This window comes from Methylobacterium sp. Leaf93 (assembly GCF_001422345.1).
In the GTDB taxonomy this organism is placed as follows: Bacteria; Pseudomonadota; Alphaproteobacteria; order Rhizobiales; family Beijerinckiaceae; genus Methylobacterium; species Methylobacterium bullatum.
On the sequence record NZ_LMMS01000002.1, the window covers coordinates 15,220 to 40,435 of the forward strand.

At 67.0% G+C, this 25,216-nt stretch carries 22 protein-coding genes; 12 read left to right on the top strand and 10 right to left on the bottom strand.

Annotation, left to right across the window (positions count from 1 at the left end; translation table 11 throughout):
• The first annotated feature begins 138 nt into the window (after positions 1–138).
• Together ASF26_RS03775 and ASF26_RS03780 are read left to right on the top strand one after the other, a co-directional pair.
• Positions 139–885, top strand: coding sequence for a PIG-L deacetylase family protein (locus tag ASF26_RS03775; RefSeq protein WP_056249929.1), 747 nt, complete (start codon positions 139–141; stop codon positions 883–885).
• The gene (locus tag ASF26_RS03780; RefSeq protein ID WP_056249932.1) at positions 882–1,730 is read left to right on the top strand and encodes a galactosyltransferase-related protein; all 849 of its coding nucleotides are present in this window, start codon (positions 882–884) and stop codon (positions 1,728–1,730) included. Before ASF26_RS03775 ends, ASF26_RS03780 begins: the two co-directional genes overlap by 4 nt.
• A gap of 209 nt (positions 1,731–1,939) precedes the next feature.
• Here ASF26_RS03780 and ASF26_RS03785 read toward each other — a convergent pair whose 3' ends face one another.
• The 4 genes from ASF26_RS03785 to ASF26_RS03800 all read right to left on the bottom strand — a co-directional run bounded on the left by ASF26_RS03785 (position 1,940) and on the right by ASF26_RS03800 (position 5,824).
• Positions 1,940–3,016 carry a glycosyl transferase gene (locus tag ASF26_RS03785; RefSeq protein ID WP_056249936.1) on the bottom strand — a complete coding sequence of 359 codons (1,077 nt, stop codon included), beginning with the start codon at positions 3,014–3,016 and terminating at the stop codon, positions 1,940–1,942.
• Entirely contained in the window at positions 3,013–4,128 is a 1,116-nt protein-coding gene (locus ASF26_RS03790) for a glycosyltransferase (RefSeq protein WP_056249939.1), read from the bottom strand. The genes ASF26_RS03785 and ASF26_RS03790 overlap by 4 nt, the downstream gene beginning before the upstream one ends.
• Positions 4,121–5,230 carry a glycosyltransferase family 4 protein gene (locus ASF26_RS03795; protein ID WP_056249940.1) on the bottom strand — a complete coding sequence of 370 codons (1,110 nt, stop codon included), beginning with the start codon at positions 5,228–5,230 and terminating at the stop codon, positions 4,121–4,123. Before ASF26_RS03795 ends, ASF26_RS03790 begins: the two co-directional genes overlap by 8 nt.
• A 207-nt stretch (positions 5,231–5,437) precedes the next feature.
• The gene (locus tag ASF26_RS03800) at positions 5,438–5,824 is read right to left on the bottom strand and encodes a tautomerase family protein (RefSeq protein WP_056250154.1); all 387 of its coding nucleotides are present in this window, start codon (positions 5,822–5,824) and stop codon (positions 5,438–5,440) included.
• A 114-nt stretch (positions 5,825–5,938) separates the two neighbouring features.
• Here ASF26_RS03800 and ASF26_RS03805 point away from each other — a divergent pair, with 114 nt between their 5' ends.
• The 5 genes from ASF26_RS03805 to ASF26_RS03825 all read left to right on the top strand — a co-directional run bounded on the left by ASF26_RS03805 (position 5,939) and on the right by ASF26_RS03825 (position 10,686).
• Entirely contained in the window at positions 5,939–6,850 is a 912-nt protein-coding gene (locus ASF26_RS03805) for a LysR substrate-binding domain-containing protein (RefSeq protein WP_056249944.1), read from the top strand.
• Positions 6,851–7,062: 212 nt separating this feature from the next.
• Complete coding sequence (locus ASF26_RS03810; RefSeq protein WP_056149850.1) at positions 7,063–7,362, top strand: hypothetical protein; 300 nt, start codon at positions 7,063–7,065, stop codon at positions 7,360–7,362.
• A 349-nt stretch (positions 7,363–7,711) separates the two neighbouring features.
• Entirely contained in the window at positions 7,712–9,181 is a 1,470-nt protein-coding gene (locus ASF26_RS03815) for an HWE histidine kinase domain-containing protein (protein WP_056249948.1), read from the top strand.
• A gap of 184 nt (positions 9,182–9,365) precedes the next feature.
• Positions 9,366–9,971 carry a sulfite oxidase-like oxidoreductase gene (locus tag ASF26_RS03820; protein WP_056249950.1) on the top strand — a complete coding sequence of 202 codons (606 nt, stop codon included), beginning with the start codon at positions 9,366–9,368 and terminating at the stop codon, positions 9,969–9,971.
• Positions 9,964–10,686 carry an FAD-binding oxidoreductase gene (locus ASF26_RS03825; RefSeq protein WP_056249955.1) on the top strand — a complete coding sequence of 241 codons (723 nt, stop codon included), beginning with the start codon at positions 9,964–9,966 and terminating at the stop codon, positions 10,684–10,686. Before ASF26_RS03820 ends, ASF26_RS03825 begins: the two co-directional genes overlap by 8 nt.
• Before the next feature lie 452 nt (positions 10,687–11,138).
• Here the strand turns inward: ASF26_RS03825 and ASF26_RS03830 are convergent, their stop codons facing one another.
• Together ASF26_RS03830 and ASF26_RS03835 are read right to left on the bottom strand one after the other, a co-directional pair.
• Complete coding sequence (locus ASF26_RS03830) at positions 11,139–12,233, bottom strand: NAD(P)/FAD-dependent oxidoreductase (protein ID WP_056250156.1); 1,095 nt, start codon at positions 12,231–12,233, stop codon at positions 11,139–11,141.
• Positions 12,234–12,508: 275 nt separating this feature from the next.
• Positions 12,509–13,552: an acyltransferase gene (locus ASF26_RS03835; RefSeq protein ID WP_056249958.1), complete on the bottom strand. Its 1,044-nt coding sequence runs from the start codon at positions 13,550–13,552 to the stop codon at positions 12,509–12,511.
• 755 nt (positions 13,553–14,307) lie between these two features.
• Between ASF26_RS03835 and ASF26_RS03840 the strand changes: the two genes are divergently transcribed.
• Both ASF26_RS03840 and ASF26_RS03845 read left to right on the top strand, forming a co-directional pair.
• Positions 14,308–16,530 carry a right-handed parallel beta-helix repeat-containing protein gene (locus tag ASF26_RS03840; RefSeq protein ID WP_056249962.1) on the top strand — a complete coding sequence of 741 codons (2,223 nt, stop codon included), beginning with the start codon at positions 14,308–14,310 and terminating at the stop codon, positions 16,528–16,530.
• Between the two features lie 338 nt (positions 16,531–16,868).
• Entirely contained in the window at positions 16,869–18,584 is a 1,716-nt protein-coding gene (locus ASF26_RS03845; RefSeq protein ID WP_056249973.1) for a DEAD/DEAH box helicase, read from the top strand.
• 200 nt (positions 18,585–18,784) lie between these two features.
• On the opposite strand, the gene ASF26_RS03850 is transcribed toward ASF26_RS03845, so the two are convergent.
• Both ASF26_RS03850 and ASF26_RS03855 read right to left on the bottom strand, forming a co-directional pair.
• Entirely contained in the window at positions 18,785–19,492 is a 708-nt protein-coding gene (locus tag ASF26_RS03850) for a hypothetical protein (protein WP_244475817.1), read from the bottom strand.
• Positions 19,493–19,517: 25 nt separating this feature from the next.
• Positions 19,518–20,102 carry a DUF308 domain-containing protein gene (locus ASF26_RS03855; protein WP_056249976.1) on the bottom strand — a complete coding sequence of 195 codons (585 nt, stop codon included), beginning with the start codon at positions 20,100–20,102 and terminating at the stop codon, positions 19,518–19,520.
• 161 nt (positions 20,103–20,263) lie between these two features.
• On the opposite strand from ASF26_RS03855, the gene ASF26_RS03860 reads away from it, so the two are divergent.
• Positions 20,264–21,133: an AraC family transcriptional regulator gene (locus tag ASF26_RS03860; protein WP_056249980.1), complete on the top strand. Its 870-nt coding sequence runs from the start codon at positions 20,264–20,266 to the stop codon at positions 21,131–21,133.
• Between the two features lie 48 nt (positions 21,134–21,181).
• On the opposite strand, the gene ASF26_RS03865 is transcribed toward ASF26_RS03860, so the two are convergent.
• A complete protein-coding gene (locus ASF26_RS03865; RefSeq protein WP_056249984.1) occupies positions 21,182–22,252 on the bottom strand; it encodes a hypothetical protein in 1,071 nt (356 codons plus the stop codon).
• Positions 22,253–22,585: 333 nt separating this feature from the next.
• Between ASF26_RS03865 and ASF26_RS03870 the strand changes: the two genes are divergently transcribed.
• Both ASF26_RS03870 and ASF26_RS03875 read left to right on the top strand, forming a co-directional pair.
• Positions 22,586–24,061 carry an ATP-binding protein gene (locus ASF26_RS03870; RefSeq protein WP_082477505.1) on the top strand — a complete coding sequence of 492 codons (1,476 nt, stop codon included), beginning with the start codon at positions 22,586–22,588 and terminating at the stop codon, positions 24,059–24,061.
• Positions 24,058–24,720: a response regulator transcription factor gene (locus ASF26_RS03875; RefSeq protein ID WP_018042257.1), complete on the top strand. Its 663-nt coding sequence runs from the start codon at positions 24,058–24,060 to the stop codon at positions 24,718–24,720. The genes ASF26_RS03870 and ASF26_RS03875 overlap by 4 nt, the downstream gene beginning before the upstream one ends.
• Positions 24,721–24,757: 37 nt before the next feature.
• Here ASF26_RS03875 and ASF26_RS03880 read toward each other — a convergent pair whose 3' ends face one another.
• Positions 24,758–25,174 carry an EVE domain-containing protein gene (locus tag ASF26_RS03880; RefSeq protein WP_056249990.1) on the bottom strand — a complete coding sequence of 139 codons (417 nt, stop codon included), beginning with the start codon at positions 25,172–25,174 and terminating at the stop codon, positions 24,758–24,760.
• Positions 25,175–25,216: the final 42 nt, after the last annotated feature.

Consider the following 25,216-nt stretch of genomic DNA (forward strand, 5'->3'; position numbering starts at 1 on the left):
CGCAATCACCGGCACGGGTTTGGCCCGGCATCGTCCTCATCCTGAGGTGCCGCAGCGAAGCGTTGGCCTCAGGATGAGGGTCACGGATGAGATGGCCGGGTGCAGTCGCGGCTTTTTTCGAAGGGTTGATTCCTACTCATGCATGCCGACGCCTTTCTCGCCGCCGCCGAGAACCTCCCCGTGGCGGATCTCGATGCCCTGACCGATGGTGGCGGGCTCGTCGTCGTCGCCCCGCACCCGGATGACGAGAGTCTCGGTTGCGGCGGCCTGATCGCCGAGGCCTGCGCGCGCGGGCGCGAGGTGCGGCTCGTCATCGTCAGTGACGGATGCGGCTCGCACACCCATTCCGCCCTCTATCCGCCGCTTCGCCTGCGGGCGCTGCGCGAGGAGGAGACACTGGAAGCGGTGGCGGCGCTCGGCCTCGCCCCCGCCAACGTCACGTTCCTGCGCCTGCCCGATGCGGGGGTGCCGAGCCGCGGCCCCGAAGCCCAGGCGGCAGCGGATGTGGTAGCGTCCGTGGCCAAAGAGAGCGGGGCCGGCGCCGTCTGCGTGACCTGGGCGCACGATCCCCATTGCGACCATCAGGCCGCCGCCGCCATCGTCCGGCTCGCCCAGCCGAAGCTCGGCGCGACGAAGGCCTTCGCCTATCCGGTCTGGGGCTGGACCCTGCCGCAGGGCACGGAAGTCGGCGCTCCCCCGTCGGGCTACCGCGTCGATGTCGGCGCGCATGTGGAGGCGAAGGCGCGGGCCGTGGCGGCGCATCGCTCGCAGACCACCGACCTCATCTCCGACGACCCGACGGGCTTTCGCCTCGCGCCGGAGATGATTGCACGCTTTCTCGGACCCTACGAGATCTTCGTCGCGATGCCGGCGGACGCCGCGTGAGCCCGACAATCATCACCCTGAACAAGGGCCGCGACGCGCATCTGGCGCGCCTCCTCGAAGGGCTCGGCCGGGGAACGCATCCGGCCGAATGCATCGTGGTGGAGATGGGGGCGAACCCCGCCCCCCTCCCCGATCACGGCTTTCCCATCCGCCGCATCGATCTTCCCAGCCAGGGCCTGCCCCTCGCCAGTGCCCGCAATGCCGGGCGTCGCGCGGCCTCGGGCGATCACCTGATCTTCCTCGATGTGGATTGCATTCCCTCGGGCGATCTCGTCGCCAGTCTCGACGCGGATCTCGGAGGGGCCGACGGGCTGATCTGCTGCGAGGTGAGCTACCTGCCGGCGCGGGCCGTCGACGACGGCTGGACCGAGGCGGGCTTACGCGCCGTCGGTCATACCCATCCGGTGCGCAACTTCCCGGCGGCGGGCCTCGCCCGCACCGACAATCCCGGCCTGTTCTGGTCCCTCGCCTTCGGCGTCCGGGCCACGACCTTCGACCGGATCGGTGGGTTCGACGAAGCTTTTGACGGCTACGGCGCCGAGGATACCGACCTCGCCTTCCGGGCCGATGCCGCCGGCATCCCGATCCTGTTCAGCGCGGGCGGCCACGCCTTCCACCAATATCACGGGGCCTTCGACCCGCCGCTCCAGCATTTTTCCGACATCATCGCCAACGCCACCCGCTTCCATGCCCGGCACGGGCTCTGGCCCATGGACGGCTGGCTCGATGCCTTCGCGCGGTTGGGATTGCTGCCGCCGACCTGGCGCGCGGCGCCGACGATCCTGCGCATGCCGACACCGGACGAGATGGAAGCCGCGCGGGTGCCGCTGGACCGGCCATTTTAGGTATTGGTGCAGAACCGTTGGCGGCTTTGCTTTCAGACGTCGAGGGCTGGTTCATCCCACCAATCCACCTCATCCTGAGGTGCCGGCGCGCAGCGAAGGCCTCGAAGGAGCCCTCCAGTAGTCGATGCGATCCCTGGAAGCCTCCTTCGAGGCCGCTCCGCGGCACCTCAGGATGAGGTAAAGGCTTGGAACAGCGCCTCAAACGGGCGCTAGACCAGAGGCGCGCGTCGGCGCTCGATGCCCGCGATGACCTCTTCGATGATCGCAACCGTGCGACCGATGGCGTCGGCCTGCACCAACCCGCCGATCACTGACGGATCCAGCGCGAGGCCCGCTTGAACCAAAGCCGGCCATTCCGAGGCGTCCGGCCATGCGGTGCGGACGATCGCCGCGCCGAGCTTCGCCAGGGATTCCGCTTTCGCCGTCTGCTCGTCGAAGGCGCGGGGTTCCGGCAGGCAGAGGAAGCGCTTGGCCCGCGTCGCCACCGCCGCGACGACGCCGTCGCCGCCACCGCCGACCACGAGGGCGGCGCGGTCGAGAAACGGACCGGTCTCGGCGACCCAGCCATGGAGATGCAGGTTCGGCGGGGCGTCGGTCGTCGTCGCCTCCACCGGGCCGAGAACGTGCCAGTGCCGGTCGGGCACGGCGCGCGCCGCGGCCGCGAGGTCGGAGACCGAGCCGCCGGCCCCGCCTCGCCCGTAGATCACCGCGATGGAGCCGTCTTCCGACGCGCCTGCCTTGGGGGCATCCGCCAGGAAGCCGGCATAGAGGGTCTTCGCCCGCACCCAATCGGGCGTTCCGGCCGTCTCGATCTCGGGCGGGTTGAAGGCGAGCAGGCGTTCCGCCGAGCGGAAGCCTTCGAGATGCGGAATATCGGTGCGGTTCCCGGCAAGCCGCACCACCAGGGTCGGCACCGACAGGAGCCGCGCGAGGAGCGTCACCTCCACCGACACGTCGACGATCAGCAGAGCCGGATCGGTCTTCGCTATCCAGGCGGCGAGCATCCCCATCCGGGCGCGGATACGGTCGATCCCGACGGGGACATAATGGAAGCAGTCCGGCCGGATCGCCTCGCCATCCTGGCCGTCGAATCCGGTGAGCCGGTCGTCGGGCAAGTCGAGGATTGCGCCGTTGGCGGTCAAGGTGTCGATCTCGGCCAGGGTGCCGATGAGGGTCACGGGCCGGTCCAGGCGGGCGGCGATGAGATTCGCGCGCTGCCAGTGACCGGCGCCCTGATGATGGACGTAGTAGCCGACGGGACGCCGGCTCGTCGTGGCCTCGCTCACGCGACGCGCGCCCTGGGCCTGTCGATCAAGCGGGCCAGCAGAGCGTCGAGCCCCGCGATGGCCTCGTCGAGGGGCACGTGCGCCGGCTCGGGCGCGATCTCGCCGACCCGTTCGCCCACGCGCTCCGCGAAGGCGATGGCGTTGACGCAGGTTCCCGGTTCGATGGCGGCGATGTCCTCCGCCGACACGCCCAGCGCGCGCAAGCCGGCTTCCGGGCCGCCCTGTGCGCTCCAGGCGAGGCGGAACGCGCGCTGACGCTCGATCACCGCGAGCCAATGGCTCGCCGGCGGCAGGAGGTAATCCTCCTCGCCCGCGACGACGCGGGCGCGGCGGGCCATCTCGGTGGCCATCCCGCCGGTGACGCGGCCGGTGCCACGATCGGACACCGAGATCGAGACATGGGGGCAATGGCGCACGCGACCGCCCGCGAGGCGGACCTTGGCGACCAGCGCGTTGTCCTCGCCGCAGGGAATCGCGGGCAGCCCGCCGACCTCGCGGTAGAGCGCGGCGCGAAGCGCCAGGCTCGCTGCCACATGGTCGCCGTGACGGGGCGCCGGATCGTGGGCGGGGGGATCGACGGCCTCTTCGAGGGCGCGCACCGCGACCCAGTATTGTTCGATCCGGCGATGGAGCGCGTGGATCTCCGGGTCCCGGTTCTCGCTCTCCTCCGTCTCGATGACGAGACGGCCGCCCACGAGCTCGGAATGTTCCAGGGCCGCCAGATTGGCGCGGGCCCAGCCGGGCGCGGCGACGGCGTCGGCATCGGTGCTGAGGAGCACGGCATCCTGCACACCATCGGCATCCAGCCAGTCGGCCCCGGCATCGAGCGCCATCCGGCGGGCCGTGCCCACATGGGCCACCTCACGCGGCACCACGGCTTCGATCACCCGGAGATCGAGATGGCGCGTCTCGCCGTTGCGCTCCATCTCGCGGATCAGCGACACCGTTTCGTCGGTGCAATTATTGGCCAGGATCACGACACGCAGCAGCGCGCCGTCCCCCGACCCGATCTGCCGGTCGAGGGAACGCACGAGGCGCGGCATCACCTCGGCTTCGTTGCGGGCGGGCACGCAGACGACGGCCCGGCCGAGGGAAAGCGGGCCGTTACGCATTGTCGAGCAGGGGTGCGCGAGCGCCGGCCGGGACAGGACGGACGGAGACGGGGGTCGACCAGCGGCGGATTTCGGCATGATACATCGCCTCGTAGCGGTCGGTCATCGTGTCGGCGTCGAACAGGTGCTCGGCCCGGCGGCGGCAATCGTGCCGGTCGAGACCGATCGCGCGGGACAGCGCACGTCCGAGATCCACCGGATCGTCGGCCTGAGCGAGAACGCCCGACGTCTCGTCGAGAATGTCGGGGATGGCACCGCGCGCGAAAGCGGCCACCGGCGTGCCGCAGGCCAGGAACTCGGCGAGCACGAGGCCGAAGGGCTCTTCCCAGCGCGGCGTGCACAGGGCCACATGCGCCTCGCCGACGCGACGGGCGAGTTCCGCATGGCCGAGATGGCCGAGATAGGTGATGTCCGGACCGAGCCGGGGCGCGATCTCGGCGTCCCAATAGGCACGGTTGCTCTGCGGACCGGCGAATTTGAGGGGGATACCCGCGACACGGGCGGCGTCGATGGCCAGATGCGGCCCCTTCTCGGGGACGAGGCGTCCCATCCAGATCGCATGGGGCTCACCCTTGGGCTCCGAGGAATAGGCGAAGGCGTCGAGATCGATGCCGTTGCCGATCACCAGCGGATCGTCGAGGAAGGGCAGCCACTCACGGGCCAGGGATTCGGAGACGGCGGCGAAGGTCATGTCGTCCGCCCGCGCCTTCACGCCGCGCACGAAGGGCTCGAAGGGCGGCGTGTGCAGAGCCGTCACCATCGGCGCGCCGAGATCGCGGGCGCGCAGCAACGGCAAGTAATGCAGGCTGTTGTTGTGGATGATGTCGAAGTCGCCGCGCGCCACATCCGCCACCATCGTCTCGTAAGCGGCGAGTTCGGCGCGGTCGATCCGCAGGCCGGACTCGTCGTCGACGGCGCTGCCCGTGGGCGGGCAAACCGCCTTGAGGCAGCCACGCGCGTCCGACCCTTCGGACGCGTAGAGCGTCACGCTGTGACCGCGGGCACGCAGGGTGCTCGCGAGCAGATGCGTGTGCATCTCGAGCCCCCCGGAGAAGGGCTGGGCGATGGGATATTTGAGGTGAGCGAGGAGGGCGATCTTCACGGGGCTGCAGACATCACTTCTCGAGTGTCCTACGCCGCGAGTGACGCGGCCGACGGACACTGGAGTGCCACTACGGTCTCGTTCGACGCGACAGTGAGGCCGGCGTAGACCTCTACAGTGTCCATTTAGGGCACCACAGGTGAACGCCGACAGAACGACCTCATCGATATCGCGATTGTCCGAACCCGTACCGTTCCGCCAGGCGCGTTAGCGCGCGAGCCGCCGGTGTGCCTGCGTCAGGCCATCATAGCCCCAGGCATCGGCCGCGATCTCTTGGACCACCACGTAGGTGGCGAGCGGCAAGGCCTCCCCAAGCACCCGATGCAGCAGGGCGTTGGCCTCGGCTATGAAGCGGGCTTTCTCCTCGGCGTCATTGGTGCCGGCCGTTATGGCCGCCTGGACATGCGCCGCGACTTCGACCGGCCGCCCTCCCACCCGCCAGCCGGACGCTGACACCTCCTCGATGAGGACGGCCGTGAGATCCGGGTTCTTTCCCAGAATGTCGGCCATCAGCGCCGTCACTCCGCTCTGCAGGCGGCCGACCCGATCCGCCCCGATGCTGAGACCGGCGATTATGACATTCACGAACGGCATGACGCTCTTCTCCTCGTCCCATCGCGAACGATCCGCGATTGACGAGAGGAGCATGCCGCGACAGGATCATTTAGAAAATCTCGTAATTCCAAACCGATCGTTTGGCAAAACTCAATGTCTCTGCCGGTCAACCTCGACATGGACGTATTGCGGTCCTTCGTGACCGGGATCGAACTCGGCAGTTTCGCCAGGGCGGCGTCACGGCTCGGCCGCTCGCCGTCGGCGATCAGCCTCCAATTGCGCAAGCTCGAGGATCAAGTCGGGCAGATCCTGGTGCAGAAGCAGGGACGCGGTCTCGTTCTCACCGAGGCGGGAGAGACGATGATCGGCTATGCCCGCAGGCTGCTCGAACTGAACGATGCCGCGCTCCATGCGGTCGGTTCCCCGGCTCTGTCCGGCAGTGTCCGGATCGGCCTGCCGCAGGATTTCGCCGAGACCTGGCTTCCGGAGACCCTCGGGCGCTTCGCGCGCCTGCATCCCGGCGTGAGGATCGACGCGCATGTGGACCGGAACGCGACCCTGCGCGCGCGCCTGGACGAGGGCCAGCTCGACCTCGCGCTCCTCTGGGACGAGGACGGAGGCAAGCAGGACGGACCCGTCATCGGAACCCTGCCTATGGCCTGGATCGGACCGCGTCCGGGCGTCACGCGGGGCACCGACCGCCCTCTTCCCCTGGTCCTGTTCGGATCGCCCTGCATCTTCAGGCACGCCGCCCTGAACGCCCTCGACGCGGCGGCGATCTCCTGGCGGATCTCGTTCAGCAGTCCGGGTCTGGCAGGCCTGTGGGCCGCCGTCTCGGCCGGTCTCGGCCTGACCGTCCGCACACCCCACGGCCTGCCCGCCGCACTCACGGCGCTCGACCCGGAGGAGTCCGGCCTGCCCCAGTTGCCGTCTCTCTCCCTTCGCCTGCTCAAGCCGCGGGCGAGGTCGGATTTGGCGGTGGAGCGTCTCGCCTCGCTCCTCACGGATGTTCTGACTGTCGCCATCGACGAAATGGATTCTACGACGCTCGTCTCGCCGCATTGAGAATCCCGACAATAGATCTTCGCCGCCGACGATGTTGTGCAACGCAAAACGAAAAGCGCAAACAACGGCGCACCGCACCAGCTGGCCGATAAGCTTGTCCTTTCCAGCCTTTGGAAATTTGTCTTTCCATGGCCGGGACGATTCAGAAAATCCGGGGAACGAATGAAGCCTTGCTCCCGTTGTGAGGGCAGAACTACTTCTTGGAGGAATAGATGCGACAGATTTCCAAGCTCGTCGGCGCCGGCGCCATCGTGATGCTCAGCTCGGCGATGGCCATCGCCGCCCCCTGTGCGACCGGCTCCACGGCGGATGGGAAAGCGGCCATGAACGACAAGAGCTCGAAGGTCGATCCTGCCGCGACCGGCAACGTGAGCCCTGGCGCGAAGGCCGAGTCGCCCGGCACCGTCGGCGCCATGAACAATGTCGGCGCCAACACGGCGACGTCGGCGTCCGACGTCGCCAAGCAGCAGGACGGCAAGCCCACCGCCGCGGACGCAGCCAAGGGCTGCTGATCTCCGTTTTCCGACCGTCAAGGACGCCCGCCCGGTACCACCGCGGCGGGCGTTCCGCGTTTCGAGGGATGGAGGCGAGAGATAGCTGATTGTGGAACGCCTCGATCCGGCGACGCCTCGATACACCACGCAGAAGAGCCTGAATTGTGTATGTAAACATACATTGAGCGAGGCAAAACAACCATTCGGGAAAACATCCCTGTCGGGCGGCCCTATAAGTTGAGATGAAGCCTTGCTTGGGCTTAGCTCGGGCGTACAACGAACCCTGTCCGAATCGTTTTCTGGCGAACGGGTCCGGTTGTATGTCGAGGCAACGCATGAGGCATTCGATCATCCTGGACGTCGCGCGGTGATCCGAGTTTCCGAACAGGATCGGATCGCCTCGGAAATCGCCCGCACGGTCGATGGGCCCGATCCCTTCGCAGCGGCCCTGCGCGCGACGCGCATGCCGATGGTCATCGCGGATCCCAACCAGCCCGACATGCCGGTCGTGTTCGTGAATGCGGCGTTCGAGCGGGCCACAGGTTTCTCGCGCGAGGAGGTCCTCGGCCGCAACTGCCGCTTCCTCCAAGGCCCCAAGACGGATCCGGCGGATGTCGCCCGCATTCGCGAAGCCATCGCCAAAGGCGTCCCCATCGAGATCGACCTTCTCAATCATCGCAAGAACGGCGACGTGTTCTGGAACCGGCTTCTCATCGCGCCGGTCTTCGATTCCAACCGCGAGGTCGCCTACTTCTTCGCCTCACAGCTCGACGTGACGCTGGAAAAGGACCGCCTGGTCCGGCTGCAGGAGGACCGCGATGCCCTGGAAACCGAGGTCGAGCGCCGTAGACTGGAGCTTCGCCGCAGCGAGACGAACCTGCGTTTCGCGCTCAGTGCCGGCCGGCTCGGTTCCTGGACGCTCGATCTCGTCGACATGAATCTAGAGACGTCGGATCATTTCCGGATGAATTTCGGGCGGGCCCCCGACGCGCCGCTCAGCTATGGCGAGTTGCTCGCCACGATCCATTCCGGCGACCGCGAACGAATGCTGGCAGAGGTGCGCCGCTGCATCGAGCGGAACGTCGATTACGACATCGAGTATCGGGTGATCGCGCCGTCCGGCGACCTGCGCTGGGTCCATATCCGCGGCCAGACCTTCTACCGCGCCGATGGAACGCCCCTCAGCATGGCCGGCATCTCCCTCGACATCACTGAGCGCAAGCATGCCGAGGAGTATCGCAGCCTGCTTGCGGGCGAGTTGACCCATCGGGTCAAGAACACCCTGACCCTTATCCAGTCGATCATTCGGCAGACCCTGCGAACCGCGCCCTCCCTCGAAGAGGCGGGCCGATCCCTCGAAGCCCGGGTGGTGTCCCTGGCCGCGGCGAACGACGTCCTGACCGAGGAGGCCTGGGACGGCGCCTCCATCGCCGATATCGCGGACCGCGCGCTCACCCCGTTCCAGAGCAAGGGGCGGGAGCGCGTCGACCTCGAAGGCGGCGAGATCAGGCTGCCGCCACGCGGCGCCCTGGCCTTGGCGATGGCGTTGCACGAACTCGCCACCAACGCGGTGAAATACGGCGCGCTGTCCAACGATACCGGACGGGTCCGGCTGTCCTGGAGCCTCCTCGACGGCACCGCGCCGCATGACTTTCGCGTCACATGGCAGGAATCGGGTGGGCCGCCGGTGGCGGTGCCGACGCGGACCGGGTTCGGCTCACGGCTGATCGAGCGCGCCTGCGCCCAGGAAATCGACGGCACCGCGACCATCTCGTACCAGCCAGAGGGGATCCTGTTCGTCGCCGAGGGGATCCTGCCGGGGCATCTGCAGGACTGAGCGGGTTTGTATTGGCGAGCCAACGCTTCACCCTGCTGAGCTCTCCGAGGTGTCGCGGGTTTTATCGCAGAACCGGCGGCCGCTTCTATGAGACCTGCTCAGGGCGAGCGTCCGGGCGCGGCTTGACCCGCTCGGGCCGAAGCTCGAAGACGGGCGGGACGCAAGCGCACGGACGGAGACGGGCATGGCGACACGCGGTTTTTCAGGACGACGGCCGCCGGAAGCGACGGCCGAGCGGCTTCCTCCGGGCCAGTATCTCGAACAGGACTTCCCGGTCCTGCAGATCGGCCCGAATCCGCGCATCGACATGGAGAGCTGGAGCTTCACCCTGCGCGACGGCTCGCGACCCCTGAAGAGCTGGAACTGGGAGGAATTCTCCGCCCTCCCCCGCACCTCCTGGCGCGGCGACATCCATTGCGTGACGAAATGGTCGAAGTTCGACACCGGCTGGGAAGGCGTCAGCATCGACGACATCCTCGCGGCCGCCGGGATCTCGGCCCCCACCGAGTTCCTGCTCGCGGAAGGTTATGACGACTACACCACCAATGTGCCCGTGGCCGATCTCACCGGCCCCAAGGCCATGGTGGCGACCCATTACGAGGGCCGGCCGATCGAGCCCGATCACGGCGGCCCGGCCCGGCTCCTCGTGCCGCACCTGTATTTCTGGAAGAGCGCCAAATGGGTGAAGGGCCTGCGCTTCACCAGGAAGGACGAGGGCGGTTTCTGGGAGTTGCGCGGCTACCACATGTACGGCGATCCCTGGCGCGAGCAGCGCTTCACCGGTGATTGATCCCACCGCGCGGCCCCTCCCCTGGCGACAAGCCACCCTCCTGGCCATCGAACCGGTCACGCGGCGGGTGAAGAGCTATCGGTTCCGGATCGATTTCGACCGGCCGATGCTGGCCGGGCAGCATGTCGACGTGCGCCTGACCGCGACGGACGGCTATCAGGCCCAGCGCAGCTATTCCATCGCCTCGGCGCCGGGCACGGACGGCACGATCGAACTGATGATCGAGGGCCTGCCCGATGGCGAGGTCTCGGGCTTCTTCGATGCCGTGGCGGAGATCGGAGACACGATCGAACTGCGCGGCCCCATCGGCGGCTCGTTCGTCTGGCGTCCCGAGGATGGCGGCCCTCTCCTCCTCGTCGGCGGCGGCTCCGGCGTGGTGCCGCTGCTCGCGATGCTGCGCCACCGCGCCGCGGCCGCCCCCGAGGTGCCCGCCCTGCTGCTCTACTCGGTCCGCGATGCGGCCGAGACGATCGCCGCGGAGGAACTGGCCGTTCGCGCACGCGACGAGCCGCATTTCGACCTGATGCTGAATTTGACGCGGGCCGGTGGCCGCCGGGTCGACGGAGCGATGATCGGCGAAGCGTTGGAACGGCTCGGTGCTCCGCGCCACGTCTATATCTGCGGCGGAAACGCCTTCGTCGGAAACGCAGCGGACCTGCTGGTCGATGCCGGGCTCGAACCGGGCCGTATCAGGACCGAACGTTTCGGCGGCTGATCCAAAGGGGCGGGCGAAGGCTAGCGGGCCGGGGGCGCCCTACGCCCAATGGCAGGCCCACAATGCCACGCCCCCGCCGACGGCGAGGGCCAGGAGCGAGGTCACCACAAAGGCGACGAATTGGATCTCGGTCATGGCGTGAGGTCTTTCAGGACCATGCGCGCTAGGGCGTGAAGCCCGACATTGCATCCCAGAAAGATCGCGACGCCCAGCAGGAGCGTCAACGGGCCGACGCCCCGCCCTCAAGCCTACGATTGTCACAGATCGCGCGGGCAGCGCGGGTCCCCTTTCCTGAAAGGAGAGGGACAGGGTGAGGTGTGCGTTTCGTCCGGAGATGGACCACACCTCACCCCAGCCCTCTCCTTCCAGGAAAGAGAGCGCGTTGCGACTTATGCCAAACCCTCTCGGATCGAAGGAACAGCCGCCGAGCGGATTGATGAATCCCGTGGCCCTCAGGCCTCGGCCCCGACCAGCCGGTCCGCCACCTCCTCGGCCAAAGACAGGCTCGAGGTCAGCCCCGGGCTCTCGATGCCGAACAGGTGGACGAGGTGCGGCAGGCCGTGCTCGGCCGGTCCGTCGATGACGAAATCCGCCGCCGGCTCCCCCCGTCCGGTGAGTTTGGGGCGGATGCCGGCGTAATCCGGCGTCAGCGCATGATCGGGAAGCCCCGGCCAGTAGCGCCGGATGGCGTGGGTGAAGGCCTCGGCGCGGCCTGGATCGACGACGTAATCCGGTGCCTCCACCCATTCCACATCTGGCCCGAACCGCATCCGACCGGCCAGATCGAGGGTGAGATGAATGCCGAGCCCGCCCTCCATCGGCGCGGGATAGATCAGGCGCGAGAAGACCGGACGGCCGAGGCAGCCGAAATAGCTGCCCTTGGCGAGGACCTGCCTCGGGATCCGCGCGGGCGGATACGGCTCGACCACCCGCGCCACCGCCTGCGCGCCGAGACCAGCGGCGTTGACGACGGCGTCGAAGGCGAGGACTTCCCCGCAGACCTCCACCCGCCAGCCCCCGTCATCGCGCCGGATCGCGCCGACCGGTGCATGGAAGGCGATGGCCCCGCCCGCATCCTCGATGTCGCCCTGAAGGGCGAGCATCAGGGCATGGCTGTCGACGATGCCGGTCTCGGGCGAATGCAAGGCAGCGATGCAGGCGAGATTCGGCTCCAGCGCACGGGCCTCCCGGCCCTCCAGGAGAACGAGGCCCTCGACGCCGTTGGCCCGGCCGCGCTCGGCGATCCCCTCCAGGGCGGCCCGCTCGTTCTCGGAGGTGGCGACGATGAGCTTGCCCAGCTGCGCATGGGGCACGCCGTGGCTCCGGCAGAACTCGTAGAGCATCCGCCGTCCCCGCGTGCAGTGGCGGGCGCGCAGGGAGCCGGCGGGGTAGTACATCCCGCCATGGATCACCTCCGAACTGCGCGAGGACACGCCGGTCCCAATCGCGCCCTCGGATTCGGCGACAACGACCGCATGCCCGCGCCGGCCGAGGCCCTGCGCCACGGCGAGGCCGACGATTCCAGCTCCTATGACAAGCACATCCATCGGCGGTTCCGGCCCGAGAGTCTTCGTCCGCCGCATGCATCGGCAGGCCCTGGGTAGCGACGAGGATGCGGCGCGTCTCGCCCTCGATCGCCTCACCCTCGATCGTCTTGGCCCGCATCGTAGCCGGCAGATCGATCGCGCGCCCTCTTTTTCCGCGTGCTTCAGGCCGCTCGCGCGGCAAAATCCGCTCCGGTGGTTCCCATCGGCCAAGGCCTTATCCGGCTTTACTCGAATCGCCGACCATTCCGATCCCACGATATGGGGCCGGCCGGATGCTATGGCCTGACGTGAGACCGACGCCCGAAGCCACTGATCAGGTCTCTGACGCCTTGGGTCAACGGGATCTCGATCCGGCGATGCACGACCCAGGCAATTAGACCGGCGAGCGCAACCGCCCCGACGAATGCGGCCAGTTTCAGGGAAAAGCCCTGCGGATCGAACACCTTGAAAACGATTTTCTCGCAGAGTTGATAGGACAGGAAATGCGTGAGGTAGAGCGCATAGCTGCTGTTTCCCTGCTCGACGGCAAAGTCAGTCTTCGAGACGATACCTCTGGTTTCCAGCAACACCGCAGCAAGGACGAGCAATGCTGCCGGCACGCCGAGGCCGACGAAGCGGGGCGCTGTCGGCCAGAGGAATTCCGCCGCCAGCAGACAGCCGAAACTGGCGAGGCCCAAGGCGCCGATCGTCGGGACAGGCAACAGCCTCGGCGGAATCGTGACATGCCGCACGAGGTAACAAATCCAGATGCCGGCAACGAATTCGAGGATGATCGTGTCTGTATAAAACCGGCCAAGTACGGTTTCGGGGCACACCAGAACCCCGAAGATGACGAGAGCAATCATCGTCAGGCTTAAGTAACAATACCTTTTTATTTCCGGATAAATGTAAAGACTTAGAAAAAACAGGCAGTAGAAAAATAGCTCGTAGTTCAGCGTCCATCCAAGGAACAGGACAGGCTGTATCAAGCCATTCGATTTCTCGAATGGGATGAACGCCAGCGACATGAGCAGATGCCCCAGCCCGCTATCGATGTTGCGAAACAGGAAGGGCATCGCGAGGGCCGCGAGAAAGACGGCCATCGTCATGAACCAGTACAGCGGAACGACGCGAACCAGCCGTTTCATGATGAAGTGATGTGGCGGCGCGATCCGCCCGTCGGTGGTGTAGGCCATCACGAACCCGCTGATGACGAAGAAGATATCGACGCCCCAGGAGCCCATCGAATATTTGAGATGGCCGAACAGCAAGACTTGGCAGTGGAAGCAGACAACGAGATAGGCCGCGATCGCCCTCAAAGATTGGATGTTGTATATCATCAGATTGTTTCCACATACGATGATATGAGCGGGCGTTGGACGCTATCCAGAATTTCGCGATTGACTGTTCTGATTGGGCACGCACCACCAGTATCATCGCTGCCGCGGGTTCTTCGAGAAAGTGCGCATCGGGACTACGTCCGTCTTCAGCGAAGTAGGATTCACCAAGCCGGACAGTCGTCCTTGCAGCTGCGGATCGAAGTGGCCGGCAGCATCCTGGGCCGCCCCCTACCTTCGGGAGATGACGGACTCGTTCTTCTGTCCGCCGCCCCGCTCCACCGATCTCGCTTCGATGCCCCCTCGCCAGACTCGGGCCATGCGGCGCCGATCGCCGGCAATCGCGCGACGGCGCCCCGTGCCAGGCCCCTGATTCCGTCGGGTTGAAACCACGCGGCACGGTGCACGCACTGGCATGTCACCCCTCTCGTCAGGTGAGATGGATGATCAGTTCGACCGCATTGAAAATCTTTCGCGACACATTTTGAACAAGATTGGCTCACTAAGATTTGTTGTATCAATAAAGTATTAGATGATCGAAGTGTACCTATCTGTACATTTGTCGAAAAGCACAGAGGAAGTTCTTCTTAGTACTGAACGATAATTCATCAAATCCGATTATTCGCTCATCGCTGCGACAATAATCTTGGGAATAGTGTCGGCGGGCAACGCCGACGCTGACGGGGATCCGTGACCGGAATCGGCTCGGATTGGGAGGATCGGCATCAGGACCGATCGCAGACATAACTGGAAAACGAATGCAGCATTCGCATCAACACGGCGCATCGCAGGACGAGGAGCGTTCCACCTCCGATACGGGTCTCTGGTCGAGCCCGACATACGACTTCGTTTCAGGCTTCACCGACAGCAACGTGCCGAGCCCGGTTCCAGAGATTGGAAGCTGGGAGCCCCTCTCCGACGTTTCGGATCTGGTGGAATCCGACACCGGAACGACATCCCTCATGGCCGCCGGCACGGTTCCGCTTACACGCCATGACGGGACGATCGTCGCCCGGGAAGGCGATGTCATTCGGAACCTCGACATCTATGTCGATAGCGGCCCCGGTATCGACGTCGATCACGTAAACAACGTGACCATCGAGAACGTGCGCATCCATATCAATGGAAACGGCGGCACCGAGGAAGGTGCCGGCATCCGTATCATGCGGGGTAACAACGTCGATATCCAGAACGTCGAGGTCTTCAACGAGGGCGCACCCGAGACGGGCGCCGAGCGGACTCCAGACCATTACGGGATTTCGGCCTTCGAGGCCGAGGCTCTGAGCGTGACGAACGCGACTTTCCACGACACGTCGACGGGCATCCTCGTGCAATACTCGCCGGGCGCCACACTCGAGGGCATCGAAGGTTACGATATGCGCGGGCCCTTCCCCCGCGGTCAGCTCGTACAATTCGGCGAGTCGCCTGACAGCAGCCTCAACAACTTCTACGTCCACAACGATCCGAACGTCGCTTGGACCGAGGACAACATCTCGATCTATTACAGCGACAACGTCACCGTCTCGAACGGTGTCATCGACGGCAACAACTCGCCGAGCGGTCAGGGAGTCATTTTCGAGGGGTCGAACAACGGTACAGCCCGCAACATCGACGCGATCCATATGGGCAACGGCGCCTTCGCGGATTACGGCCAGAACAACACCTTCGACTCCACGCGCGCCTTCGACAACATCGCGGAGGACCAGGGACGTGGACATCCTCTCTCGAACGCCCTGCTCTGGGGCGTGAACGAGAGCACGGTGGTGACCGATTCCTCGTATCAGAACGCTGGAAATCCGGGCAACATCGTCTGGGGCGAGGGCAATATCGGCGCCGGCATCGACGTGACCGAAGTGACCGGCCAGGCGCCCATGGTGCATTGGACGAACGACTTCAGCAAAGGCGCCTCGGAGCCGGTGCCGGACGTCGTCACACCGGATCCCGTCTCCGAGGGACCGGATCCGGTGGTTCCGGACATCGGACCGACGCCCTTGCCCGAAGAACCTCCCGTCGTCGCGCCGCCCTCCGATCCAGTACCCGGGGACGACACGGCTCCGCTCACACGCCATGACGGGACGATCGTCGCCCGGGAAGGCGATGTCATCCGCGACATGGACATCTATGTCGATAGCGGTCCCGGCATCGACGTCGATCACGTAGACAACGTGACCATCGAGAACGTCCGCATCCATTTCAATGGAAACGGCGGCACCGAGGAAGGCGCCGGCATCCGCGTCATGGAGGCCGACGACGTCGACATTCAGAACGTGGAGGTCTTCAACGTGGGCGCACCCGAGACGGGCGCCGAGCGGACCCCGGACCATTACGGGATTTCGGCCTTCGAGGCCGAAGACCTGAGCGTGACGAACGCGACCTTCCACGACACCTCGACGGGCGTGCTCATCCAATACTCGCCGGGTGCGGAACTGGAGGGGATCGAAGGCTACGATATGCGCGGGCCCTTCCCCCGCGGACAGCTCGTGCAGATGGGCCAGTCGCCGGACAGCACCCTCAACAACTTCTATGTCCACAACGATCCGAACGTCGCTTGGACCGAGGACAACATCTCGATCTACTACAGCGACAACGTCACTGTCTCGAACGGCGTCATCGACGGCAACAACTCGCCGAGCGGCCAGGGTGTCATCTTCGAGGGATCGAACAACGGCACCGTCCGCAACGTCGACGCGATCCATATGGGCAACGGCGCCTTCGCGGATTACGGCCAGAACAACACGTTCGAGTTCACCCGCTCCTTCGACAACATCGCGACGGACCAGGGGCGTGGACATCCGCTCTCGAACGCCCTGCTCTGGGGTGTCAACGAGAGCACGGTGGTGACGGATTCCTCGTATCAGAATGCTGGAAATCCGGGCAACATCGTCTGGGGAGAGGGCAATATCGGCGCCGGCATCGATGTGAGCGAAGTGACCGGCCAAGCACCCGTGGCGCATTGGACGAACGAGTTCACCTGGAGCTGATTCGACAGCCGAACTTGAAACAGATGGGGGGTCCCGACCGGCAGCGGCCGGGACCCCTTTCGTGTGAGACGGCCTGTCGGGCGATCCGGCATCGTCGATCCTGCCGCGTCCTGCCTCATGGAGAACTTGGGCAGCCCAGCGCACTCGACGCGGGATATACGCAAACCACGCTTGGAAGCATTGCAGCATGGGGCGTGGCGTCAGCGCCGCATTGCGGCTAGAAGCGATCTCTCCGTAACCGAACGAGGCCGGACCCACGACCGGATGCAGCGACGTCGCCACTCAGGGTGACTCGAATCCGCAGGGTTTGCCTTGTCTGCCTGCAAGGCCTCTGCCCCGTGCCCTTTCCTACCCTGCCGGCCCCGCTCGTCCGAGCGCTCGAGGCCCGCAACTACGAAGACCCGACCCCCGTCCAGAGTGCCGTGATCGAGGCGGCGGCCCAGGGCCGCGACCTCCTCGTCTCGGCCCAGACCGGCTCCGGCAAGACCGTCGCCTATGGCCTCGCCTTCGCCGAGACGCTTCTGGGCGATGCCGAACGGCTGGAGCCGGCCGGCCCGCCCCTGGCCCTGGTCATTGCCCCGACGCGTGAACTCGCGCTTCAGGTCCAGCGCGAGCTCGAATGGCTTTATGCCGAAACCGGAGCGCGCGTGATCGCCTGCGTCGGCGGCATGGACCCGCGCCGCGAGAGCCGCGCCCTGGCCGAAGGCGCGCATATCGTCGTCGGTACGCCGGGCCGCCTGCGCGACCATCTGGAGCGCCGCAACCTCGCCACCCAGAACCTGCGCGTCGCCGTCCTCGACGAGGCCGACGAGATGCTCGATCTCGGCTTCCGGGACGACCTCGAATTCATCCTCTCGGTGACCCCGAAGGAGCGGCGCACCCTGCTCTTCTCCGCGACCCTGCCGAAGGCGATCGCGAGTCTGGCCGAGCGCTACCAGAACGACGCCCTGCGCATCGCCGTGAAGGGCCAGGAGCGCGGCCATACCGACATCACCTACCGCGCCGTGCGCGTGGTGCCGCGCGAGATCGAGCACGTGGTGGTCAACACCCTGCGCTACACCGATGCGCCCACCGCCATCGTCTTCTGCAACACCCGCAACGCCGTGCGCCACCTCCAGGCGGTGCTCACCGAGCGCGGCTTCTCGGCGGTCGCCCTGTCGGGCGAACTCGGTCAGGGCGAGCGCAACGCCGCGCTCCAGGCCCTGCGCGACGGACGCGCCAAGGTCTGCGTCGCCACCGATGTCGCCGCCCGCGGCATCGATCTGCCCACCGTGAGTCTCGTCATCCATGCCGACCTGCCCCACGATGCCGAGGTGCTGCAGCACCGCTCCGGCCGCACCGGGCGCGCGGGCCGCAAGGGCACCAGCGTCCTACTGATTCCGGCTTCCAAGCGCCGCCGCGCCGAGCAGATGTTCGCCATCGCCAAGGTCAACGCCGAATGGGCCGCCCCGCCCACGGCGGACGAGATCCGCCGCCTCGACGGCGAGCGCATGTGGCAGGATCCGCTCTTCACCGAGACGCCCTCCGAGGAAGACCTCGCCATGGGCGAGGCGCTGCTTGCGCAGCGCACGCCGCAGGAACTCGCCGCCGCTCTCGCCAAGATCTACCGCGCCCGCCTGCCCGAGCCCGAGGACGTGACCGACCCCGGTGCCGGTCCCGAGCGCAAGGAGCGCAAGGTCTACGACCCCGCCGATTCGGCGCGGATCGATGCGGAAGGCCCCTCGGTCTGGTTCCGGCTCAATCTCGGCCGGCGGGACAATGCCGATCCGCGCCGCCTCCTGCCGATGCTGACCCGCCGCGGCAATATCGGCCGCCAGGAGATCGGTGCCATCCGCATCTTCGACCGGGAGACCAAGTTCGAGATCCGTGGCGGCGCCGCCTCGCGCTTCGCCGCCACCTTCGCCAAGAATGGCTCGCCGGAAATCCAGGTCGAGGCCCTTCTCGGCGGCGAGCCCGACCGCGAGGCCGAAGGCCCGAAGGGCTTCAAGAGCCCCCGCGCCGCCCGCCACGAGCGGGAAGCCGGCAAAAAGCCGCCGCAGCGCCGTCCGCGCTAAGCGCATCGCGTCCCTCTCCCGCCTGGGCCTGCGGGACTCACGCATATCGCCGGATGCGCTCTCCTGCCCTCCTCCCCCTTGTGGGGAGGAGTTGGAGGTGGGGGTGGTCGGGTGACCCTCGACCGGCAGAGGCTGGCGGAGCCACCCCCACTCCTAACCTCTCCCCACAAGGGGGAGAGGGACGCCGCGAGACCGCTCCGTCAGTCGAACGACGCCGTGACGAACTGATCCATCTCGTTCGCGGGCCGGTAGGGCGTCCGGCGCAGGGTGACGGAGCGCTCGGCGAAATCCGGGTCGTCGGCCCGCAAGACCAAGACCTTGCCGTCCGGTGAGACCCGGCTGAATGCGAAGAGCGAGACCGCGAGGTTGTCGAACGCGGCTTCGGTGGACCGGAACCGGCCGGGGGCACCGTTCGCCCGCTCGAACAGCCGGAGCACCTCCCGCGCCTTCAGCGAGAAGATCCGTTCGTTCCGAAACTGCGTTTCGGCATGACGCGCTTCGACCGTCACCCCGTCCAGACGGCCGTCGCGGTATTCCAGAAGGATCGGCGTGCGGTCCTTTTCGAGGTTCTGCCGGTCGAGGCTCGCCAGATCGATGGCGGCTTGTCTGATCGCCGAGATGTCGGCCGCCGACAGAGAGGGGCCGAGTTGGGCGATCAGGCCTTCGGTATCGGCGGCGGCTGCCGCGCCTCGGATGAGCGGCGTGGGCACACCGTAGACCGGGTCCGCCACGGCCGCGACCTTCTCCGGTGTGAGGCCGAAGACGAGCCGACCGATCCCGATATGCGGCACCACCCGCCAATCGGGATTCATGGTCGCTCCGTTCCGCTCCATCGGATGGGCAAACGCGGAGGCGGCCGCCAGAAGACACGCCCAGAAGGCCAGGCGCCATGGCAGGATTCGCGTCATGGTCGGGCCGCCTCCTCTACGCCAATCACGCCGCCGCCTTCGATCGTGCAGCCCGCATATCCGCACCATCGCGTCGATGCCGAGACAGTGTCAGCCAAACGGCCGACAGGAGAAAGTAGAAAGCACCGAAGGCGGCGTAGGGCGCAAGGTCGGCGAGGCCGGGCGCCGCGACGCCGGTCGCCTTCGTGAGGAAGAAGACGCCCGCGAGCGCCGATTGCGCGCCGCTGAGAATCATCGCCCATTGAGCGCCGTTACTCCAGCGCCGGAGGCCGGTGGCGAGTTGCAGCAGACCGGCGAGGATGGCCCAGGCCCCGAACACCGCGAGCACCGCATGGAGGCTCATTCCGACGGAGACGGCGACCGCGAGGGCGGTGACGGTGCTGATCGCGGCGTTGACGACCTGGCTGGTATTGGCTCTCCATCCACCGCTGCGCTGCGCATCCGCGAGGTTGGCCGCGGCATCCCAGGCGGGATAGGCGACGAGGAGTGCCGCCGCGACCGGACTCATGGTCGGTCCGACGGTCACGGCGCCGGCGACCCAAGCGGCGGAAACACCGGCCCGGACGAAGTAATAGGATGTCAGCCAACGCGATGCGGTAGGAGTTGCCATGTCGGTGTCCCTCTCGTGTGTAGACCATTCCGAGGATCGGCAAATCATCGCGCGCGACGTGAGCCGTCAGATCCTCGGGTCTTCGTGAGACGTCGCCCCTTCGCCTTACGGAGGGGCGTCTTCACTGACCGCATGTGTAAGTTTCGGGGCCGGCACCAGCTATGACGGATACGCGGAAAGACTTGACCGATCGTCCGGAGATGGGTCCGCCGGAGGAGGCCGATCTCCTGTCGCAGGTGCTGGAGCAGATCCGGCTCACCGGCGACCGGGTCCAATCCCGTACCGTTTCGCATGACGAGCCGTTGCAGCTGGATACGGACGCGGCGCATGTTCTCGTCGTCGCCGCGGGCGCGCTTCACGTGGGCGCTGGCGCTGGACAACCGCTCCTGCTCGACACGGGCGACCTCATGCTGTTGCCGCGTGGTCCCGGAGCCGCACGTCTCCTCGGGTCATCGGTGCCGACCACCATCATCCTCTGCCGGTTCTGGTTCGATCCCTACAGCCTGCGCGGCATGATCTCGGCCCTGCCCGACCGGATCCACATCCGGCACGAAGAGGGGGCGGAATGGCTGGACGGCATGGTGCATTTCATGATGCGCGAGACGACCGACCCGCAGCCCGGCGCGTCCCTGATGATCTCGCGGATCATCGATCTGCTCGTCATCCGCACCCTGCGGACCTGGGTCCATCTCGGGCATTCGTCCGGGTGGCTGAGCGGTCTCTCCGATGCCCGCATCGCACGCGTGCTCAAGGTCATGCATGAGAGGCCGATGCAGCCCTGGCGCATCGACGAATTGGCCGACGTGGCCGGCATGTCGCGCTCGGGCTTCGCCGAGCGGTTCACCGAACTCGTGGGACGCGCGCCGCTGCGATACCAGAACGAGTGGCGGCTCAATCTCGCGCGGGACATGCTCGCGAGGCGCGAAGCGCGGGTCGGCGAGATCGGGCTGCGGATCGGCTATACGTCGGAGGCCGCCTTCAGCCGCGCCTACAAGGCCCTGTTCGGGCATCCGCCTCGGGACGAAATTTAGGTCTCCGGACGGGTCAGCCGCCCAGGCGGCACCCGTCGCAATCGACGATCAGAACTGGTTCGGCAGGTTCTTCACCGCGTTGCCGAGGGCTTCAACGCTCTCCGCGATCTTGCGTCCGGCCGGGGCGAGGGACGGCACCTTCAGGCCGAAGATTTCGCTCTGTTCGGGTTCCGGCGCGGCGGCGGGGGCCGCTGCGGGTTCGGCGCTGGCCTCCTGCACGGGCTTGGCGGCCTTGACCGGCTTGGGCTTTGCCACCGCCACGCTGGGCTTGGCGGCGGCGGGTTTCGCCACGACGCTGGCGGCGGGCTTGACCGGCTCGGCCGTAGTCCGGGCGGGCTCGGCGGGAAGCGACGCGAAACTGATCTCGGCCGAGCGAGCCTTGATCGTCTGGGCCGCGCTCGGGGCGATCACGGCGGCGACGCGGTTCGGCACGATGGGCGAGAGCGCGTTGGGCGGCAGGGCGAGACTTACCGGCTCGATCGGCGGCAATGCCTTCGAGCGCGGCACTTCGGCCTTGACGACGGGGGGAACGGGCGCCGCCGCCAGCGTCACCGGAGCTTCGACCGTCGCGGGCGCTTCGACCTTGGCGGGCGCTTCGATCTTGGCGGGCGCTTCGATCTTGGCGGCCGCTTCGATCTTGGAAATGGCTTCGACCTTGGCAGCGGCCTGGACCGATGCGGGGCTCTGGACCTTCGCAGACGTCTCGGCCTTCGCCGGCTCCTCCACGAGGGCACGCCTTTCCACGAGTTGGATACCGGGATCACGGGGCGGCACGGACGATCCGGTGGCCGAGGCCAGGGCCGGCACGCCGTCGCGCAGGTCGGGCCAATCGGCGGCTTTGGCCTGGGGGCCTTGCGCCTTCTGCATCTGGTAGAGGTTCGGCCGCACCACCTGCGGGCCGGCGAGGCTGCCCATCGCCGAATAGGCCGCGTAGGACAGGCCGGCCACGGCCACGCAGCCGAGCGTCCCGAGGGCGATCATGCGACCGCGCGCGGCGGGCTTCGCCACGGGCTTCACCGGCCGCGCCACTGCCGGCTTGGCCGGAGCGGGCTTGGCAGGAGCCTGCCCGCGGGAGCCGGTGTCGCGCCTTTCGCTCGGGTCGATGGCAACCTGCATCATCAGGCGAGTTCTCTAGCAATGCTCGAAAAAACGTTTGACCGTCACGGAATCGCGACGGCGTAGTGCCGACGTGAGGCCGACATTCGGGCACAAAGATGTCCTCGGACACCTCGCCAGTCACGCCCGTGTCGTCGCCCACATCGATCTCGATAAAGCATTGTCGCTTAACGCTCGGTATCCGGCGAGGACTTGAGGCCGACGACCATTTCCAGATGGCCTCGAGGCGGGGAGAAAGGAGCGCGGTGCGCGCCGCTCCGGATGCGCGCATTCCAAGCGGATGGGATATCGCTACAAGCGCGATGCCGCCCCCGATCCATCCCGGTACGATCGACGATGACCCTGTCTCCCCCCGGCCCTCCCCCCGTGGAAACCGCGAGTGGCGCCTCGCGACGCCCGACCTGGGCCGCCCTGCCGACGCGGGCACGCCTCGTCGTCCTCGTCCTCGCCATCGACCTCCTGGCCGCCCTCGTCTCCTTCAGCCTGATCGTGGTGAACGCCCGCTCGGCGGTGGAGGTGGAGATGAAGGCGGCTTTGGCCAATATCGAGCTGATCGTCTCCGATACGATCGGTCTCGCCCAGTCCGATTCGCCCGCGCGCCTGCTCCAGACCCTGGAACTGCGCGTCCAGGGGCTTCGCCACGTCCGGGTCGCGGTGTTCGATGCAGAGGGGCGCAAGGTGGCCGTCGCCAATCCCCGCCCCCGCCGCGAGACCCATCTGGCGCCGCGCTGGTTCGCCGAGCTGATCGCCCCGACGCCGCAGCGGGACGACCTGCCCATCGTGGCGCAGGAGCAGCGGATCGGCACCGCCCTCATCACCACGGAGCCCCTCGACGAGATCGACGAGGTCTGGGGCTATACCGTCTCCCTCTCGCTGGCGAGCCTGTGCCTCAATCTCGGCCTGCTCGGCGCCCTCTACATAGCCTTCGGCCGGGTCCTCGCCCCCCTGACCCAGCTCGCCGACGGGCTGACCCAACTGGAGCGGCACGATTACACCGCGCGGCTCGACCCGCCGGCCTCGCGGGAACTCGCCGTCATCGCCGAGCGCTTCAACAGCGTGGCCGGGGCTCTGGCCGAGGCGCGCGCCGCGAACGGTCGCCTCAACCGGCAGCTTCTCACCGCCCAGGACGACGAGCGGCGCCGCACGGCCCTGGAGCTCCACGACGAGTTCGGCCCCTGCCTGTTCGCCCTGGAGGCGAACGCCGCCTCGGTGACGCGGATGGCGCAGGGCTCGACCGAGCCCGACCGGAGCAAGCTCGCCGCCCGCGCCGAGGAGATCAGCACCATCGTCGGTCAGGTCCAGGGCCTCAACCGCGACCTCCTCAACCGCCTGCGCCCGCACGCCCTCGGGCAAGTGCCGCTCGCCGAGTGCCTGCAGCTGCTGCTGCGCAACTTCCGCAGCCGCCATCCGGGGACGCAGTTTACGGGGACGTTCACCGATCTCGCCCGCGGCTACGGCGACCTCATCGATCTCACGGTGTTCCGCTGCATCCAGGAGAGCATGACCAACGCCGTGCGCCATGGCGCGGCCCGCACCGTGACGGTGGAGGCGAGCGAGCGCCCGGCCGCCGACGAACTGCGCCTCGTCATCCGCGACGACGGCACCGGCCTGCCCGCCGACCACGGCACCCCATCTGCCAGCCTCGATGGCGGGTTTCGCGGCGGAATGGGTTTATCGGGGATGCGGGAGCGCGTGGAAGCGCTCAGCGGCACATTTCGGCTTGACAATGCGGCGCCGGGGACGGTTGTCCGGATAGCGATACCGCTCGATCCCGAGCGGGCCGAGGACACGAGCCCGATCGTTCCCGCATGAACGCGTTCACACCGACATCGACCCAGGCGCCCGTCCTCGTGATCGACGATCATCCGATCGTCCTCCAGGGCTGCCGCCGCGTCCTCGAAGACGCCGGAATCGAGCGGATCGCCGAGGCCACCAGCACGGTGGCCGGCTATCGCCTGTTCTTCCGCCTGCGCCCGTCGATGGTGATCTGCGACCTGACCTTCCAGGGCAGCGGGCTCGCGGGTCTCGATCTCATCCGCCGGATGCGCAGCGCCTCGCCCGGCATCCGCATCCTCGTCTTCAGCATGCACAACGACCCGGTGATCGTCTCGCGCGCCCTGGAGGCCGGGGCGCTGGGCTACGTGCTGAAGGACCACGCCTCGGTGGAATTGTTCGAGGCGTTCGAGAAGGTCCGTTCCGGCCAGGTCTATCTCGACCGACGTCTGGCCACCGAGGTCGCCATGCTGCGCACCGACCCGCGCCGCACGCCCGAAAGCCAGTTGACCCCGCGCGAGCAGCAGATCCTCACCCGCCTCGCCCAGGGCAAGTCCTACGGCGCCATCGCGAGCGACCTGTCGGTGAGCTACAAGACCGTCACCAACGCCTGCTCGCAGATGCGCCAGAAGCTCGGCGTGCGGACGCTGGCCGAACTCATCCACGTGGCCGTGACCCAGGCGCAGCGGCAGGGCTGAACCGCGTCGCCGTCGTGACGGCGCGGGTGCCGGATGGTCAGCCCAGCCCGCCCATCTCCCGCACGATCGCCCATTCCTCCTCCGTCACCGGCTGCACCGAGAGGCGGGAATTGTTGGCGAGCACCATCGCCTTCAGGCGCGGCTCGGCCTTGATCGCCTCCAGGGTCACCGGACGCGCCAGCGGCTCGACGGCCCGCAGATCGACCATGCCGAACCGGCCGGTCGGGTCCGTGTCGTCCGGGTAATAGGGGCGGATCACCTCGACGACCCCCACCACCGCCTTGCCCTCGTTGGAATGGTAGAAGAAGCCGCGCTCGCCCACCTGCATCGCCATGAGGTTGAGCTTGGCGACATGGTTGCGCACCCCGTTCCAGGGCGTGCCGTGCTCCCCCGCCTCGACCTGCTGGTCCCAGGACCAGGTCTTAGGTTCGGATTTGTAGAGCCAGTACGCCATCGGTCGCCTTTTTGATCGTCGCGCCTCCTTAGCGCGGGAAAG

Bases quoted from the DNA above. Each gene is read 5' to 3' on its own strand.
- ASF26_RS03865 (WP_056249984.1), bottom strand. From the start codon at position 22,252: ATGATGCAGGTTGCCATCGACCCGAGCGAAAGGCGCGACACCGGCTCC.
- ASF26_RS03880 (WP_056249990.1), bottom strand. From the start codon at position 25,174: ATGGCGTACTGGCTCTACAAATCCGAACCTAAGACCTGGTCCTGGGAC.
- ASF26_RS03875 (WP_018042257.1), top strand. From the start codon at position 24,058: ATGAACGCGTTCACACCGACATCGACCCAGGCGCCCGTCCTCGTGATC.
- ASF26_RS03860 (WP_056249980.1), top strand. From the start codon at position 20,264: ATGACGGATACGCGGAAAGACTTGACCGATCGTCCGGAGATGGGTCCG.
- ASF26_RS03830 (WP_056250156.1), bottom strand. From the start codon at position 12,233: ATGGATGTGCTTGTCATAGGAGCTGGAATCGTCGGCCTCGCCGTGGCG.
- ASF26_RS03870 (WP_082477505.1), top strand. From the start codon at position 22,586: ATGACCCTGTCTCCCCCCGGCCCTCCCCCCGTGGAAACCGCGAGTGGC.
- ASF26_RS03775 (WP_056249929.1), top strand. From the start codon at position 139: ATGCATGCCGACGCCTTTCTCGCCGCCGCCGAGAACCTCCCCGTGGCG.
- ASF26_RS03800 (WP_056250154.1), bottom strand. From the start codon at position 5,824: ATGCCGTTCGTGAATGTCATAATCGCCGGTCTCAGCATCGGGGCGGAT.
- ASF26_RS03850 (WP_244475817.1), bottom strand. From the start codon at position 19,492: ATGACGCGAATCCTGCCATGGCGCCTGGCCTTCTGGGCGTGTCTTCTG.
- ASF26_RS03810 (WP_056149850.1), top strand. From the start codon at position 7,063: ATGCGACAGATTTCCAAGCTCGTCGGCGCCGGCGCCATCGTGATGCTC.
- ASF26_RS03790 (WP_056249939.1), bottom strand. From the start codon at position 4,128: ATGCGTAACGGCCCGCTTTCCCTCGGCCGGGCCGTCGTCTGCGTGCCC.
- ASF26_RS03855 (WP_056249976.1), bottom strand. From the start codon at position 20,102: ATGGCAACTCCTACCGCATCGCGTTGGCTGACATCCTATTACTTCGTC.
- ASF26_RS03835 (WP_056249958.1), bottom strand. From the start codon at position 13,552: ATGATATACAACATCCAATCTTTGAGGGCGATCGCGGCCTATCTCGTT.
- ASF26_RS03840 (WP_056249962.1), top strand. From the start codon at position 14,308: ATGCAGCATTCGCATCAACACGGCGCATCGCAGGACGAGGAGCGTTCC.
- ASF26_RS03820 (WP_056249950.1), top strand. From the start codon at position 9,366: ATGGCGACACGCGGTTTTTCAGGACGACGGCCGCCGGAAGCGACGGCC.
- ASF26_RS03805 (WP_056249944.1), top strand. From the start codon at position 5,939: ATGTCTCTGCCGGTCAACCTCGACATGGACGTATTGCGGTCCTTCGTG.